This is a genomic window from Paraburkholderia podalyriae, from assembly GCF_014397785.1.
GTDB classification, from domain to species: Bacteria; Pseudomonadota; Gammaproteobacteria; order Burkholderiales; family Burkholderiaceae; genus Paraburkholderia; species Paraburkholderia podalyriae.
Genome location: NZ_VZQQ01000052.1, coordinates 1 through 15944 on the forward strand (window position 1 = coordinate 1; position 15944 = coordinate 15944).

At 63.1% G+C, this 15944-nt stretch carries 10 protein-coding genes; 6 read left to right on the top strand and 4 right to left on the bottom strand.

What is annotated here, in order from left to right; all coding sequences use genetic code 11:
- On the bottom strand, positions 1 to 1625 hold a 1625-nt coding region (locus F6X42_RS33360; RefSeq protein ID WP_281394064.1), incomplete at its 3' end, for an ESPR-type extended signal peptide-containing protein.
- A gap of 658 nt (positions 1626 to 2283) precedes the next feature.
- Here F6X42_RS33360 and F6X42_RS33365 point away from each other — a divergent pair.
- Positions 2284 to 5301, top strand: a complete 3018-nt coding sequence (locus F6X42_RS33365; protein ID WP_187638259.1) for a sensor histidine kinase — start codon at positions 2284 to 2286, stop codon at positions 5299 to 5301.
- A gap of 95 nt (positions 5302 to 5396) precedes the next feature.
- On the opposite strand, the gene F6X42_RS33370 is transcribed toward F6X42_RS33365, so the two are convergent.
- Entirely contained in the window at positions 5397 to 6185 is a 789-nt protein-coding gene (locus F6X42_RS33370) for an IclR family transcriptional regulator (RefSeq protein WP_187638260.1), read from the bottom strand.
- Positions 6186 to 6326: 141 nt separating this feature from the next.
- Here F6X42_RS33370 and F6X42_RS33375 point away from each other — a divergent pair, with 141 nt between their 5' ends.
- From F6X42_RS33375 to F6X42_RS33395, 5 genes are all read left to right on the top strand, one after another.
- Positions 6327 to 7598 (top strand): Rieske 2Fe-2S domain-containing protein, encoded by a 1272-nt coding sequence (locus F6X42_RS33375; RefSeq protein ID WP_187638261.1) that lies wholly within the window; start codon positions 6327 to 6329, stop codon positions 7596 to 7598.
- 105 nt (positions 7599 to 7703) lie between these two features.
- The gene (locus F6X42_RS33380; protein ID WP_187638262.1) at positions 7704 to 8486 is read left to right on the top strand and encodes an SDR family NAD(P)-dependent oxidoreductase; all 783 of its coding nucleotides are present in this window, start codon (positions 7704 to 7706) and stop codon (positions 8484 to 8486) included.
- 14 nt (positions 8487 to 8500) lie between these two features.
- Entirely contained in the window at positions 8501 to 9463 is a 963-nt protein-coding gene (locus tag F6X42_RS33385) for a PDR/VanB family oxidoreductase (RefSeq protein ID WP_187638263.1), read from the top strand.
- Between the two features lie 96 nt (positions 9464 to 9559).
- A complete protein-coding gene (locus F6X42_RS33390) occupies positions 9560 to 10819 on the top strand; it encodes an MFS transporter (protein WP_187638264.1) in 1260 nt (419 codons plus the stop codon).
- A 75-nt stretch (positions 10820 to 10894) separates the two neighbouring features.
- On the top strand, positions 10895 to 11995 hold the full coding sequence (locus F6X42_RS33395; RefSeq protein ID WP_187638265.1) for a porin: 1101 nt from the start codon (positions 10895 to 10897) through the stop codon (positions 11993 to 11995).
- Between the two features lie 41 nt (positions 11996 to 12036).
- On the opposite strand, the gene F6X42_RS33400 is transcribed toward F6X42_RS33395, so the two are convergent.
- Together F6X42_RS33400 and F6X42_RS33405 are read right to left on the bottom strand one after the other, a co-directional pair.
- Entirely contained in the window at positions 12037 to 14634 is a 2598-nt protein-coding gene (locus tag F6X42_RS33400) for a response regulator (protein WP_187638266.1), read from the bottom strand.
- Between the two features lie 16 nt (positions 14635 to 14650).
- Positions 14651 to 15883, bottom strand: a complete 1233-nt coding sequence (locus tag F6X42_RS33405; RefSeq protein ID WP_187638267.1) for a hypothetical protein — start codon at positions 15881 to 15883, stop codon at positions 14651 to 14653.
- Between the last annotated feature and the right edge of the window lie 61 nt (positions 15884 to 15944).

Sequence of the window (15944 nt, forward strand, 5' to 3'; positions counted from 1 at the left end):
GTCGCGTCCTGCTGTACCAGGCCGACGCTGCCGCCGTCCAGTTGCTGCGTCAGGTTCGTGACCGAGCCTTCCACGCTGGTCACGCGGCCGTCGATGCTGGTGATCGCCGTCTGGTTGGTCGCAATGCCGGCCGCGTTGGTCGTCACGTTCTGGTTGGTCGCGTGCAGCTGCGAACCGTTCACCGCTTCGGTGCTGGTGTCGCCCAGCGCGCCAGCCTTCACGCCGCTCAGCGTGCGCGCGCCATCGGTGCCACCGAAGTCCACCGTCGTGCCGTCCAGGCCCCTGGCCACCGTGATGACCTTGCTGGTCGCGTCCTGCTGCACCAGGCCGACGCTGCCGCCGTCCAGTTGCTGCGTCAGGTTCGTGACCGAGCCTTCCACGTTGGTCACGCGGCCGTCGATGCTGGTGACGCGGTCGTCCACCGTGGTCACGCGGCTGTCCAGGTTGGTGATTGCCGTCGCGTTGCTGACGATGTTCGTCGTGTTCTGCGTCATATGGCCGTCGATGTTGGTAATTGCATCACCCACGCTGCCGACCGTCGTACCGCCCACGCTGTAGCTCGGCGCGCTGATCGCACCGGTAGTCGGGTTATAGCTCGATCCGCCACCCAGCGCCGCCGCCGTGCTCGCCCCAATCGCGTTCGACTTCGTTGTTTCTGACTGCAACTGGCTGACGTTCACCGCATCCGTCGGTGACGAACCGGCCGCCACATTCGTCAAGCGCCGCTCCTGGCCAGACGACCCTATCGATACTTCGCCTGCCGGCGCAGTGCCGGACAGAGTCGACGCCGCTGGAGTGTAGGCCGCTGCGCTCAGGTCGGCGGCGGTCGTCGAGTCCGCACCCAAAGCGACCGAATTCGCCGCGAATGCAGAGGCACCACGACCCAGTGCCACCGAGCTGTCCCCTGCTGAATCAGCGAGCAGACCAATTGCAGTTGAGTAGTCCCCTGTCGAAGAAGCGTATACACCCATCGCCATAGAGCCATTCCCTTTCGCAGTAGCTAGCTGCCCAATCGCAATGCCAGCGTCACCTGTGCTGACCGCACCAAACCCCAAAGCGACTGAGTTCTGAGCCGATGCGGTCGACTGAAGGCCGACTGCTGTAGCTCCGTCCCCGCTCGCCACGGAATCTCCGCCGATTGCTGTCGAGCCGTTCCCGCGAGCTGCGGCGCCTGCGCCGATTGCGCTCGAATTGGTCGCGTCGGCTATTGCACTGCGGCCAATTGCAGTCGCCTTGTCCGCAATGGCCCTGGCGTTATCACCAAGCGCGGCAGCACCATCACCGTCTGCGTTCGCATTGGTGCCGATAGCAGTAGCACTATATGCACCTGCCGTCGTACCAGAAGTTGCGAAAGCGTTATAACCCATGGCTATGCTGTTGACATTCGTACCATCAGTCTTGGCCCCTGAGCCGATTGCAATCGAATGCAATCCCTTGGCAACACCACCGCCCGCGTTGTACTGAGCGTGCGCTACCGGTGCCCAGGATGCCGCGGCCACAACCGCAGTCGCCACAACTGCACAAACCCTTGCCTTGTTACGCTTGCCGCGCGTAACCGTATTCTCCGAGGCTGCCACCCACGACCCAAGGGCTTCACTCCAGATGCTGACATAGGATTTGTTCATGACATGATTCCTTTTAAAGTTTGAAAAAGAATTGAGTTATGCGAACTAATGCAAAATCGCCGTTGCCATTTCTTGCTGTTCAATATCAGCTGCAAAAACGGGAGTGATGACGATCCAGAAAGCTCATGGCCGCAGTACGAATCGGCCAGATTTCTGCTGAGTCAATCCAGGGCCGGCTTTTGCTAAATCTCTGTAACTGGGTTCAGTCTATATTTTTGAGATTAGGCAAAAATAGGTCAGGTCCGAATCGGCGCGCGCCTGTATTTGAGCGCTGCAGCGCTTGAGATGGCGGTACTGCCTGCTAACGCGGAGAGCGTGGCAAGGTCAGAAATCTTGAAGGGACGGCAGATCATGGAAAGGGGTGCCCCATGTCTTCCATCAACTATCAGCAGTTCAGCAATGCCCGTCTCCAATGCTTGCGCTGACGAGTGCAACGGCGCGCCGAACGGGGTCTAGTCGAGCTTCACGTAACAGGCGACCACCAGAAGTGAAGGCGAGGACAGGCGCAAACCGCAAACACCACCCGCCACAGGCGGCTCAATCGACATCAAACACGCAACGAGTCGGAATCGCCGTATGATGCGGAAATCATTCCTTGCGTCCCTGATTCAGGTCCGCCATGCCATCACAGAGCACAGATTCAAGCAGGCATGAACGCGTGGTTCACACGCCCAACGGCGATTCACGCGTCGATGAGCCGAGCAGACTGAACCGCTATCAGCGGACACTCGTCATGGGGGCGGGCGTTGCTGTTTCGTTGGTCCTGGTGCTATTGACCGGCGTCGTGCTGAGATCGGCGGTCACGGACTACATCGAGGATCGCTATACTGATTTCGCTCTACGGCAGACTCGCCTGCAACTAGAGTTTCTGGAGCGGGAAAGAACGCTGAGAGCCGCCATCCTGCATGAAGAATCGACGTGGGGCACGCGAGCACCTCCACCCCAGGCCCTCATCGACGAATTTGCCGCGCAGCATGGACGAGTCATCCTGCAGAGGCACGCGAATTTCGACCCCGTGATGATGCTCGGCGATGTCACTCCGTCGCAGCCCGCATCCGGTTTCGCGCCGTATCTGGCGCTCGGTGTTGACTTTGACTATCGTCTGGGACCTTGGGCCAAGGTGCAGACCAATCCCGTAGCGGGCTATTTCTATTCACCTGACCGGCGCTTCTTCGGCATTGTTCCTGCCCCGGCGTCCGACGATGTGCTCAAGCAGAGCGGCGCGAAAGACGTCCATGAGCTCCTCGATCGCATCGCACCGGACATCGGTGACCTAGCGGACCCAACGGTGGTCAAGCGGTTACGCGAGGACAGGAGTTCGACCTGGTTCCCGCCAGCCACCGATCCGTTTAGCGAACAGCCCGCCATCCGTCTGGTCATGCCGGCCTTTAGCGAGGGCAAGATATTCCTCGTGGCTGTCCGCAAGATTTACGTGGGCCCCCTGATCGAAATGCTTACCGGGGAGGGGCGCTACGATGAACAATCGCTGCTGCTCGATTCCGCCGGCAATGTGATCCTCAGCACAGCCAAGCCGGGTACCGGCGCCGCGCTGACACAACGGATTCTCAATTCCCGTGCGCAAGCAATGCAACCCGCGGGAGGAGTCCATCGCTCCCGGAATGGACTGTTCATGGCCAGCGCGCAGGTAACGGACTCCGGCTGGACGCTCGTTCACGCATTCACGTGGCGCACTATTTGGCGTGACATAGGTGCACGCCTCGCGGTTTACTTTGCTGCGATGCTACTGGTAGTGGGTTTCATGTGGGTGCTTCTGTTGATGCTCGATCAAAAGCTGTTCAAGCCAGACTACGAACGTTCGCAGCGAATATTCGAAAGTGAAGCGTTGAATCGCACGATGGTTGCTGCGGCACCGTCCGGATTCGCGCTGCTGTCTCTAGAGCAGGGCGAGATTCTGTTGCAGAGCAACCTGATGCGGACCTACGAATCGAATACGCATCCGGATGAACCGAGGTTGCACGCGCGCTTGCTCAGTCTGTATGACCGCAGCCCCGGCACGCCCGCGTGGCAGTCCGATCTGGAGATGCCGCTCAGACTTGCCGACGGCCGCGTGGACGATCTGCTAGTGAACATGGTGCGCACCAAGTATCGCGGAAAAGACGTGCTGCTTTGCAGTTTTTCCGACGTCACGACTTTGAAGAACACCGAGCGCAAGTTAGACGAGGCGCGTGCGGCGGCGGACGCTGCCAACCATGCGAAATCGGCGTTCCTCGCGATGATGAGCCACGAAATACGTACGCCACTCAATGCCATTCTCGGCAACCTCGAGTTGCTGGGACGCACGCCGTTGTCACCGTCGCAGGAGGAGCGGGTAGGGGTTGTGACATCGTCGTCCACTGCGCTGCTCGGCATCATCAACGACATTCTCGATTTTTCGAAGGTCGAGTCCGGGCAGATGACGCTCGAGTCGATCAGCTTCGATCTCGGTCAAGTCATTCGACAAGTCGCTGCGATGTTCGAACCCGTTGCGCATGCGAAGGGACTCGAATTCGACTGCATGGTTGACGAAGCGCTCGCCCCGCACTATCTGGGTGACCCAACGAGAATCCGGCAGATTGCGGTCAATCTCGTCAGTAACGCGATTAAATTCACCGCCACGGGCGACGTACTGCTCGAGGTTTACCTTAAGGACGACACGGCCGACGATTCCCCGGTCGTCATTGGCGTGAGCGACACCGGCATCGGCATGACGCCCCAGCAGCAGGAGACGCTGTTTCATGCATTCACACAGGCTGATTCGTCGATTGCCAGGCGCTATGGCGGAACAGGACTCGGACTCGCGCTCTGTCTGCGCCTGACCGAATTGATGCAGGGCACGATCCTGGTGAAGAGTGAGTTGAATGCCGGCAGTACCTTTGTCGTGACGTTGCCGCTTCCGGTGAGTACAGGCGCCCCGGTCAGCGCCCCACTAGACAGTAAAGCTGAATTTGAGTCCGCCGGGATCGACGCCCAGGCGATTCACATCCTCGTGGTCGACGATCAGCTTGCGAACCGTGAGTTGATCGTCGCGCAACTTGCCACGCTAGGTTATGAAGCCGATATGGCCGATAGTGGCGGCACGGCATTGCGGCGCTTTAACGAGCGCCACTATGATCTCGTGATGACCGACATCAATATGCCGGGAATGGACGGATACGCGCTCGCGCGGTGCCTGCGCGACCAAGGCGCGACGGTGCCGATCATCGCGATCACTGCGCACGTGGCGGCGGAAGTGCGTGCGCGATGCACGAACGCCGGGATTGACGAGATCCTGCTCAAGCCCGTCCTGCTTGGCACCATGGATGCGACGGTGCGGCGGCTGGTCAACGAGGCCGGCAAGCGCCCCGCCACTGACACCGCGGACAGGCGCGACATCTCGCACGGGCCATTGCCCGAGCCCATCCATGCCGCGATCGTCGAGGGGCTGAAGGAATCGCTGCAGGCGCTGTATGTCGCCATCGAACGTGGCGATATGAAAACGGTGCTTGCTCATCTTCATTCGGTACGCGGCTCCTTCGCGATGATTCGGGAGGCCGAAGTGGCCAATGCGTGCGCTCAGATGGAAGAGCAAGCCAGGAATCACGACGTTGCTGGCGTCAAGGATGGGCTCGATCGTTTCGAACCACTCGCTTATGCGACGCTCGCGCGGCGCGTGATGAACGCACAGTCAGACGCGTGAGTTTTTTGCTTCAGCCCTGAATCAGCGCGAGCGGGAACAGAGCGTCGATTTCCCGACGACACTCCCGTCGTTGGCCGGCATCACCGATGCCGAGTTCAGCGGCGCGTCCCGCCCAACCCGCGTCCGGTTTCCCCTTGCTGGCCAAGCGCACGTGACAGATTTCCCACCTCTCGCTTGAGCAACTCGGCGAACTGCGCGACCCGCTCATCGGTTACGCGCACGCTCGGCCCGAAGATGCACACTGAACCCGCCACCTGGTTCGCGCCGTTGAAGAACGGCGCGGCCACCGCGACTGCGCCGGCGATCAGCTCGTGATGGCTGGTGCCGAAGCCTTGTGCGCGGACCGCGTCGAGGTCGGCGGCGAGCGCCGCGACGTCCTGATTCGAATCGGTCAGATAGCGCCGCAGATCGTCCGCCGACAGCGGCATCTGCGAAAGAATCGTGCGGCCGCTCGCGCCGAGCACGAGCTTTTCGCGATATCCGACCCCGCGGCGGAAACTGAGCGGCTGCGGACTCTCCAGTTCGGCTACGCAAATCCGGTACGTGCCCTCCGGCACGAACAACGCGACCGTCTCCGATGTCGCCTCCCAAAGCTCGCGCAGCATCGGCTGAGCGAGTTGCGCGATCGTATTGTTCGCCATCCACGCGTGCGCGAGTTGCGCGACCGAACTGCCAAGCCTGAAGCGCTGCGGCTCGCCGGACGACGCGAGAAAGCCATTCTGTTCGAGCGTGTTCAGCAGCCGGTACAGCGTTGGACGACTCAGATCCACGCGGGTCAGCAACTCCGCGACGGTCAATTCCTTGTCCCCCGGACGGAAAGCCAGAAGAATTTCTAGCGCCCGTTCGACTGCTCGCACGTTTTCGTGCGGCTTTTTTTCTTCCATTTGAAATTTCCTTTCTGCGTCTGGCCGCATCGATTGCTCATTGTAGTGAAACTCCCTAGCGGCAAGAACTTGACGTCGACTGTTCTGTCCGTACAATGAGACTACATTCTCATACAACGGACAACCGGATTCGGAGGAAATATGGACAAGAACATGTCGGACACCCTGGTTTGCACGGGCCCAGGTACGGCGATGGGCAATCTGATGCGCCGCTACTGGGTGCCGGTGCTGCTCGCGAGCGAAATCGCGGAGCCCGATTGCCCGCCGGTACGCGTGCAGATCCTCGGCGAAAAGCTGCTTGCGTTTCGCGATTCCGAAGGCCAGCCGGCGCTGATCGGCGAATTCTGCTCGCATCGCGGCGTGTCGCTCTACTTCGGCCGCAATGAAGAGAACGGCATCCGCTGCGCGTATCACGGCCTGAAATTCGACCGCGACGGCAACTGCGTGGAAGTGCCGTCCGCACCGCAGGCGTGCAAGCACATGGGCATCACCGCGTATCCATGCATCGAACGCGCGGGCATCGTATGGGCGTACATGGGTCCGAAGGACCGCCAGCCGGCGCCGCCGGATCTCGAGTGGTGCAACCTGCCCGAGAGCCACGTGTTCGTGTCGAAGCGCCTGCAGGAATCGAACTATCTGCAGGCGATGGAAGGCGGGATCGACACGAGCCACGTGTCCTACGTGCACCGCTACGAGGTCGACGAAGACCCGATGCACCAGGGCACGAAGGCGCTCGACTACATCAAGGCGGACGGCAACGTGATCTTCGAGATCGAGAAACAGCCGTTCGGCCTCACGCTGTTCGGCCGCCGCAACGGCGAGCCGGATTCGTACTACTGGCGCGTTACGCAGTGGCTGTTCCCGTGGTACACGCTGATCCCGCCGTTCGGCGATCACTCGCTCGCGGGCCACGTGTGGGTGCCGATCGACGATCACACCTGCTGGGCGTGGAGCATCAACTTCCGCCCGGACCGTCCGCTCGACGAGCAGGAACTGGCCGACCTGAACGCCGGCAAGGGCATTCACTGCGAGTACGAGCCGGGCACGTTCCGTCCGAAAGCGAACAAGGACAACGACTACCTGATCGACCGCCAGGCACAGAAGGAAAAGCGCGCGTACTCGGGCGTGTTCGGCTTCGCGATGCAGGACGCGTCGCTGCAGGAAAGCATGGGTCCGATCCAGGACCACAGCAAGGAAAAGCTGCTGCCGACCGACCGCGCGATCGTGATGGCGCGCCGCATGATGTACGAGGCAGCAACGGCGCTGGTACCCGACACCGATCCGCCCGCGATCGACGCCGACCAGCAGCGCGTGCGTGCGGCCGGCGTGCTGCTGCCGCGCGATCAGAAGCCGCAGGAATGGGCAGTGATCCATCTTCACGACGGCAAGGACCAGCCGATCTACTCGATCTGATGCATCGCCGCGCCGGACGTCGGTCTGGCCCCGCGTGGTTTTGTCCGGTCCGACTGGACATCCCGCCTATTCCGCAAAAGGAGGCCGGCTTCGCGCCGGCATGTAATGCAGCAACGTAAAAGACTCGAGGGCAAGGTCGCGCTGATCACCGGCGGCGGGGGTGGCATCGGCGCCGCGACCGCGCGCGTGTTCTGCGCGGAAGGCGCCGCCGTAGTGCTCGTCGATGCGAACCCGGAGGCGCTTGCGCGCGTTGCCGACGAACTGAAGGCGGCCGATCCGTCCGCGCGTGTCGAGACGTTCGCGGCCGACGTGTCGCACGACGCCGATGCGGTGCGCGCGGTGCAACTCGCCGCCGATTCGTTCGGCCGGCTCGACGTGCTGGTGAACAACGCGGCGATGCGCAACTACAGCGCGCTCGCCGATGCGACGCCGGCCGAGTGGCAGGCGATGGTGTCGGTCAACCTGGTTGGCACGTCGAACTATTGCAGCGCGGCGCTGCCGTTCCTTCGTCGCGCGGGCCGCGCGAGTATCGTCAACGTATCGTCGTGCTACGCGGTGACGGGCCGCAAGGGCATGGGCCTGTACGACGCGACCAAGGCCGGCATGCTCGCGATGACCCGCACGCTCGCGTTCGAGGAGACCGCGAACGGCGTGCGCGTGAACGCGGTGTGCCCCGGTTCGACGCTGACCGAATTCCACGTGAAGCGGGCCATTGCATCGGGCAAGAGCGTCGAAGTGCTGAAGACGCAGCGCCAGGACACGTCGCTGATCGGCCGCTGGGCGTCGCCCGAAGAGATCGCATGGCCGGTCCTGTGGTTCGCGAGCGACGAGGCGTCGTACATCACCGGCACGACGCTGATGGTCGACGGCGGCCTGTCGGCAATGTGAGCGGAGGTGCCCGCATGAACATGACCGATTCCACACTGATGGTGCGTGTCGCCGCGCGGCGCGACGAAGCCGACGGCATCGTCGGCTTCGAGTTCGTCGACGTAGACGGCCGCGAGTTGCCGCCGTTCGAGGCGGGCGCGCATATCGACGTCTACGTGCCGGGTGGGCCGGTGCGGCAGTACTCGCTGTGCAATGCGCCAGCCGAACGTCACCGGTATCAGATCGCGGTGTTGCGCGATGCCGAGTCGCGCGGCGGATCGCGGCGCATGCACGACGCAGTGAACGAAGGCGCCGCGATTCGCATCGGTGTGCCGCGCAATCACTTCCCGCTCGCGCAGCAGGACGCGAAGCCGCTGTTGCTCGCGGGCGGCATTGGCGTGACGCCGATTCTCTGCATGGCTGAGCATCTGGCAGCGATGGGCGCGGCGTTCGACATGCATTACTGTGCGCGCTCGAAGAGCCGTGCGGCGTTCGTCGAGCGGATCGCCGCGTCGTCGTGGGCGGATAACGTGCAATACCACTTCGACGACGCGCACGGCATGCTCGATCTGAACGCGCTGCTGGCAAGCGCCGGTGCGGACCGGCATCTATACGTGTGCGGCCCACAAGGTTTCATGAACGCGGCGCTCGACATGGCGCGCTCGCTCGGCTGGAACGATGAGCGTCTGCACTACGAATACTTCGCGGCGACGCAGCCGTCGGGCGATGGCGCGTCGTTCGACGTGCGGCTCGCGCGCTCCGGTCGGATCGTGTCGATTGCGGCCGATTGCACGGTCACGCAGGCACTCGCGGCGGCGGGCGTCGACGTGCCGGTGTCGTGCGGGCAGGGCATCTGCGGCACCTGCATCACGCGGGTGCTCGAAGGCGAGCCCGATCACCGCGACCTGTTTCTGTCGCCAGAGGAGCAGGCCCTCAACGACCAGTTCCTGCCGTGCTGCTCACGTGCGAAGTCGAGGGTGCTCGTGCTCGACCTGTAACGGCAATCGCCGGCCCGGCCGCATCAGGCGGCCGGCGCCATCCATCGGAAAGAAAGAGAACGGGGGGCCGCTGGCACGCCCGGCATTGGAGGAGTCATGGAGAAAAATCTGGCCTCGTCGGAGGGTGTGCCCGCGAGCGTCTGGACGGCGAACGGTGCGCGGGATGCGAGTAGCGCCGACGCGAGTCCGTATCGCTGGGTCGCGCTGTTCATCGTCTGGGCCGCGTTTCTGCTCAGCTATGTGGTCCGCGTTGCGTGGAGTACGGTGGCCGCGCCGGTCGGCGCGTCGCTCGGCATCAGCGTGTCGATGCTCGGCGCGTTCGTGACCGCTTTCTACGCGGGCTATGTGATTGCGAATGTGGTCGGCGGCATGCTGACCGACCTGCTCGGCGGCCGCGCGATGCTGACGCTCGCGCTGCTGCCGCTCGGCGTGCTCACGTTCACGTTCGGCTATGCGCATTCGCTCGGATTCGGCATCATGATTCAGGCTGCGATGGGTTTCGCGGCGGGCGCCGACTACTCGGCCGGCATGAAGATCATTCCCGCATGGTTCACGCGCGACCGTGGTCGCGCCATGGGCCTCTATACGACCGCGACGTCGCTCGCCGTCGTGATCGCGAATGCGGTCGTGCCGTCGTTCTCCGCGCGCCACGGCTGGTCGAACGCATTCCATATGCTCGGCATCGTCACGTTCGCGTGGGGCATCGTCACGTTGCTGCTGCTGAAGAACCGCCCGTCGAACGAACCGAAACCCGCGCGCAACACCATGCAGGAAATGCTCGGCCTGTTGCGCAACCGTAACCTGGTCGCGCTTTCGATCGCGGGCTGCGGCGGGTTGTGGGCGACCGTCGGCTTCGGTGCATGGGGCAACGCGCTGATGACCCGGCAATACGGAATCGCGCCGGTCGTCGCCGGATCGATCGTCGCGTCGTTCGGCATCGGCGCGGTGATCGCGAAGCCGACGCTCGGATGGATATCCGACCTGCCCGGCGCGTCGCGGCGGATGATGTCGATCGGCTGCCTGACCGCGTTCGCGATCGCGCTGCTGGTGTTCGGCTATTGCTCGACGGTGCATCAGTTCTACCTGGTCGCGCCGATTCTCGGTGCGTTCTCGTTCGGCTATCTGCCGGTGCTGATGGCACAGATCAGCGACGCGTCCGGCAAGCGTCTCGCAGGCGCGAGCGCAGGCTGGACCAATGCGATCTGGCAGTCCGGCAGCGCGGTGTCGCCGATGGTGGTCGGCTCGCTGTATGGCGCGAGCCATTCGTTCATGCTCGCGCTCTTCACGCTCGCGATCGGACCCGCCATCGCGGTCGTCGCGATGTTCTTCGTCAACCCGCACATTGCACGCGAATGATCGCTTCCCTGACGACAGCGGTCGAACGATTGCTATCTCGCTCTACACAACAATTTAATTTCCAGCAGGAGACACATGGTGAAGCACAAGCCTCTCGCCGGGCCGTCGACGGTCCTTTTCGCGTGCGGTATCGGCATCAGCGGCGCGGCTCACGCGCAGTCGTCGGTCACGCTGTATGGCATCGTCGACTCGGGCGTGACCTACGTGACCCACGCTGCCACGTCGCAGGGATCGTCGGGCACGCAGGTCGCCCTTGGCAGCGGCAATCGGCTGAACTCGCGTTGGGGTTTCACGGGTAAGGAAGATCTCGGCAACGGCTTGCGAGCGATTTTCACGCTCGAATCGGGCATGGCGATGAACACCGGCGCGCTGCAGCAAGGGGGGCGGCTGTTCGGCCGCCAGGCGTTCGTCGGGATCGAATCGAACCGCTACGGCGCGATGATGCTCGGCCGGCAGATGACGCCGATGTATCGCTACTCCCTCGCGCTCGATCCGCTCGGTTATTCGAGTTACGGCCTTTCCGCGCAGGACGCGCAGTTCGTCGGTCGCGCGGATAACTCGGTTTCGTATCTCGGCCACGTCGGACCGTTCGAGCTGAATGCGCTCTACAGCTTCGGCTACGACGCCGTCACCTACAGCGTGCCGGTGGCCGGCTCGTTCCGCGTCGGCAAGCAGTACGACATCGGTGGACGTTATATACAGGGGCCGCTGAACCTGACGTTCGTGTACGAGCAGCGGCAAGGCTCGGCGATCGCGTCTTCGGGCGACAGCGAGCGGCGCTACGTGGCCGGCGGGTCGTATCAGCTCGGCAAGGCGACGCTGTACGGCGGCTATGAACTGCTGCTGAACAATGTCCAGTCGACGCTCGCCGCATCGCCGCCGCAGTCGATGGCGTTCGCGGGCGTGCGCTATCGAGTGACGCCGGCGCTGGACCTCGCGGCCGCGACTTACTACCACGCGTATCGCCGGGTCGACGCGCACGCATTGAGCACCGGCGTCAACGCGGACTACTGGCTGTCGAAGCGCACGGCGCTGTACACCGACATCACGTATGTGATCAACAGCTCGAAGGCCGCGCTGAGCGCGACGGGTTGGGCGACCTCGGTGGCGACGACGACCGTGAAGACCGGTGCGAACCAGCTGGCGGTGGCGATCGGCGTGCTGCACAAGTTCTAACGGCGACGGCGCGCCCTTGGCGGTGCGCGCTGCGAGATTGCTCAATCGCTCAGCGCGTCGCGATGAGCGCGCTGGCCTTTCGTCGACGCGTAATACCGCTCCAATGCATCGGTCGAGCGCGCGCCCAACGTGCGGATCCGCGCGAGCCAGTCGGTTTCAACCGGCCACTCACCGGCGATCACGCGTGGATAGATCTGCCGCGCGTAGCGATGCAGCGCCTTCGCGCCGATGTTGCCGCTGACACCAAGCAGCGCGTGCAAGCTTACGTGCGTCGCCTTGATGTCCACGGCCGTGCTGTTTGCCGCGAGCCGCTCGATGAGCAAGCGAATCTGTTCGATGCCGCCCAGGAACGATTCGTCGAGCAGATCGAGCGAGACCAGTTCCTCGAGGTGCGGTTCGTCGAGCAGGTTTTCTTCGGCGATGATCGCGGACGCGGGCGCGCTGACAGCTGGAGTCAACGCCACCGGCGTCGCCGCAAAATCCGTTTGCCCCGTGGCGCCCGCGGTTTCCACGATTCGTTGTGGCGCGTCCGTAACCAGCGCGCCGCGCGTGCCGCACTGCCGCGCGAGACAGGCATACAGCGAGCCGGCCTGCACGGGCTTGATCAACACCTCGTTCATCCCGGCGGCAAAGCACGCCTGCACCGCTTCGCTATCGGAATGACTGGTCAGCGCGATGATCGGCACCGTCGCATAGGCATCGGTGCGCGCGCGGATCGACTTCGTCGTGTCGATGCCGCTCATACCCGGCATGTTCATGTCCATCAGGATCGCATCGATAAAACCGTCTTCGTGCAGCCTGGTCAGCACCGCCTGACCGTGGTCGGCTTCGATGACGCTCGCGCCGCAGCGTTCCAGATACGCCTTCGCGACGAGCCGGCTGTAGGTGTCGTCGTCGGCGATCACGAACGTCCTGCCGGCGAAGCCGTCAGGGGGCTCGCCCTGCAAATGCCGTGCGCCGTTGTCGAAGAGGGCCTGCACCGCGGTGATCAGCTCCTGCACATTCGACGTCTTGCTGATGATCTCGTCCATGCCGGCGCGCCTCGCGCGCAGCCGCACCGCGTTGCCCGGCTCGGCGGTATAGGCGGCGATCAGCACGTTGCGGTTCGGGCAATCGCGCGCGGCACGGATGCGCTCGGTGGCCGCGTAGCCGTCCATCTCAGGCATGCTGATGTCCATCAGCACGAGGTCATACAGCGGTACGCGTTGCAAGGCGGAGAGCGCGAGTTCGCCGTTCGACGCCTCGCTGACATAGGCGCCGGCCTTCGTCAGCACGCGGCGGGTGCGGGCGCGCAGCGTGTCGTCGTCGTCGACGACGAGCACGCGCCTGGCCTTGAACGCCGGCATCGCGCGTTCGAACAGGCGCCGCTCGTGCTCCGCGACCTCGTCGGCTGCCACCGGCGGAAAGCGCAGCGTGAACGCGGTGAACTTGCCGGATTCCGATTCGCAGTCGATGCTGCCGCCGAACGCGCGCATCGCGCGCTGGCAGTATGCGAGCCCGAGCCCGGTGCCGCCCGAGTTGCCGGCCGTGCGAAACGGCTCGAACAGATGCTGCAGGATCTCCGGCGCGATGCCGGGGCCGGTGTCGCGCACGATTACCGAGTCGTGGTCGACGGTCAAGGTCAGTGTCGCCTGCGGATACGCGACGACGTGATGCAGCGCGTTCTTGATCAGGTTAAAGAGCGTGAACAGATAGACCGTCTCGTCGATCTTGAACACGAAGTCGCGCCTGACGACGAGGCTTACCTTCGCGCGTTCCCTGTCGTTGTCGAAGCCATATTCGGCGAGCGCCTTGCGGGTGGTCGCGGCCGCATGCAGGTAGCTGAGGCTGTCCGGGCGGATCGATTTCGCGCTGACTTCGTCGAGTGTCATCGCGATGATGCGCAGGCCGCGCTCGATCGACAATTGCCCCTGCGCGAGATGGTTGTACATCAGCGAGGCCGTGCCGTCCGTCAGCGTGGGCGCCGCGCCCGCTTCGCTCGCAGCCGGCAGCGCTTCTTCGACCCGGTCGAGCACGTGCCGCAACTGGCTCAGCGGATTGCGCATCTCGTGCGCGATGGAACCCGCGAGCGCCTGCAACGCACGGTTCTTTTCGACGAAGATGCGTCCCTTGCTGATCGCGTGACTGAACGCCATGCTGCACAGCACGACCACCGGCAGCAGCGCGAGATTGGACTTGTCCTGCGCGCTGAGAACGACCGGCGTCGGCGCGCTCAGCACGCCTGCGAGCCCGCCGGAAAACACACCGATTCCGATGCAGGTCATCAGCAGCAGCGGGTTGTCGATACACAGCGCCAGAATGAAGATCATCATGACCTCGGTCATCATCCACATTGTGGAGAAACCGTTTCTGACGGTCAGGAACGTGCAGACGAACGGCAGCACGTAGATCAGGCAGCAATGCCAGTAGACCAGCAGCGCGGGGTTGTAGCGCCTCGGCCAGCGTGCATGGAACAGCAGCGGAACGCAGACGGCCGCCGCGCTGAGCCGCAGCAGCAGGTTATCGTAGGGCTGCGGAAGGATGTAGGTCCAGACGACGTAATAGATGGGGTGACACAGGAGGCCGAGTGCGCCTCCCCATCGGATTGCGAACCTGCTTCTTTCCAGCATATCCCGCATGCTTTCGCGCGGTATCGCCATCAGGCCTCCAAGTTCATCAGGACCCCATCATTTCATGCGTATTGCATTGTTCTGCTGCGACGACTTCGGCGAGCGAATCGCCGTTCTTGCCGTGGAACGGTCCGACCGAAAAGCCGTACTTCTTCAGAAGACCATGAGTATAAGAGACCGACCACACGGGCGGGCTGCCGATGATGAAATCCGATGCGATCCCTTCCTGCCACGCCGAATAACCTTCGGCGAAACAGGTGTAGCAGTCGCGCGTGGACGGCAGCCTGAACGGGAACGCGGTGTCGAGTCCGGCGGGGCCACGCGCGAAGCATTCAATATAGAGCGTGTGACCGCGAGAAGCGAGTTCCGCTTCGACGCTTGCGGCGCGCGGATGCGAGTCGTCGATCCAGAATTGCGCGCGTTTGAGATCGGCCGCGGTAAGGTAAGGCACGCTCGTACTGCTCGCGAGAATCGCGCCGTCGAAGTCCGGCAGCGGCGTGTCGGGGCTGAAGGTATGGACCGAGACCTTCGATTTGCCGAGCAGGTCCGACGCGAGCAGTTCCTTCGCCTGATCGATCAGCAGGTTGATCTTGTCCGGCAGATCGATCAACACCAGCTCCTTGGGCGCATCCTTGTACAGCAGATACTTCGCGACCGTCGTGCCGAGCCGGCCGGCCGCGCCGAACAGCGCGAGCTTCGTGTTGCCGAGTTCGAGGTCGAGCTGCTCGCAGCAATGCATCGCCCAGTCCTTCAGCATCGCCGCGGTCGCCGCGTGCCCGGTGGTAATGTGCGGCGGCTTGATCGGCCGGGGCAGCGCGCCGTAATTGCACGCGTACGGCGTCGACGCGCCCATCGCGACCATGTTCAAGCCCGCCTTTCTGGCGAGTTCGAGCGCCGGAAAGAATTGCGTCTCGCGAAAACGCTTGATGCCGCGCGGGCTGCCGAGCCACATTTCCAGCGGCACCGGGCACGCGATATTCGCTCCGATCACCTGCGAGCCTGAATAGATCGGCGACGCGATGAAAGGCCTGGTTTTCCACAATTCCTCTTCGAACGATTCGCTTCGTTCGCGAACGTTATGAAAAGAAAATGAAAGAGTTTCCCAGTCGGTCGCGTGAAACAGAAAACCGACACCCCCCTGACGGGTCGGCAAGCTATCGCGGATCTGCTCCGGGCGAATTTCGTGTTTGAGCTCGATCGGTGCACTATTCCGATGCAAAAGAAGTCCGGTTGGCTCGTTTGAAACAATTGACACGTCTCGAAGGAGAGCGGTTTTCATTGGTTTTTCCTTGGTTTTGAATAGACGCTGGAAAAGTCAGCGCGCGGCGTGGCCAGCCGGT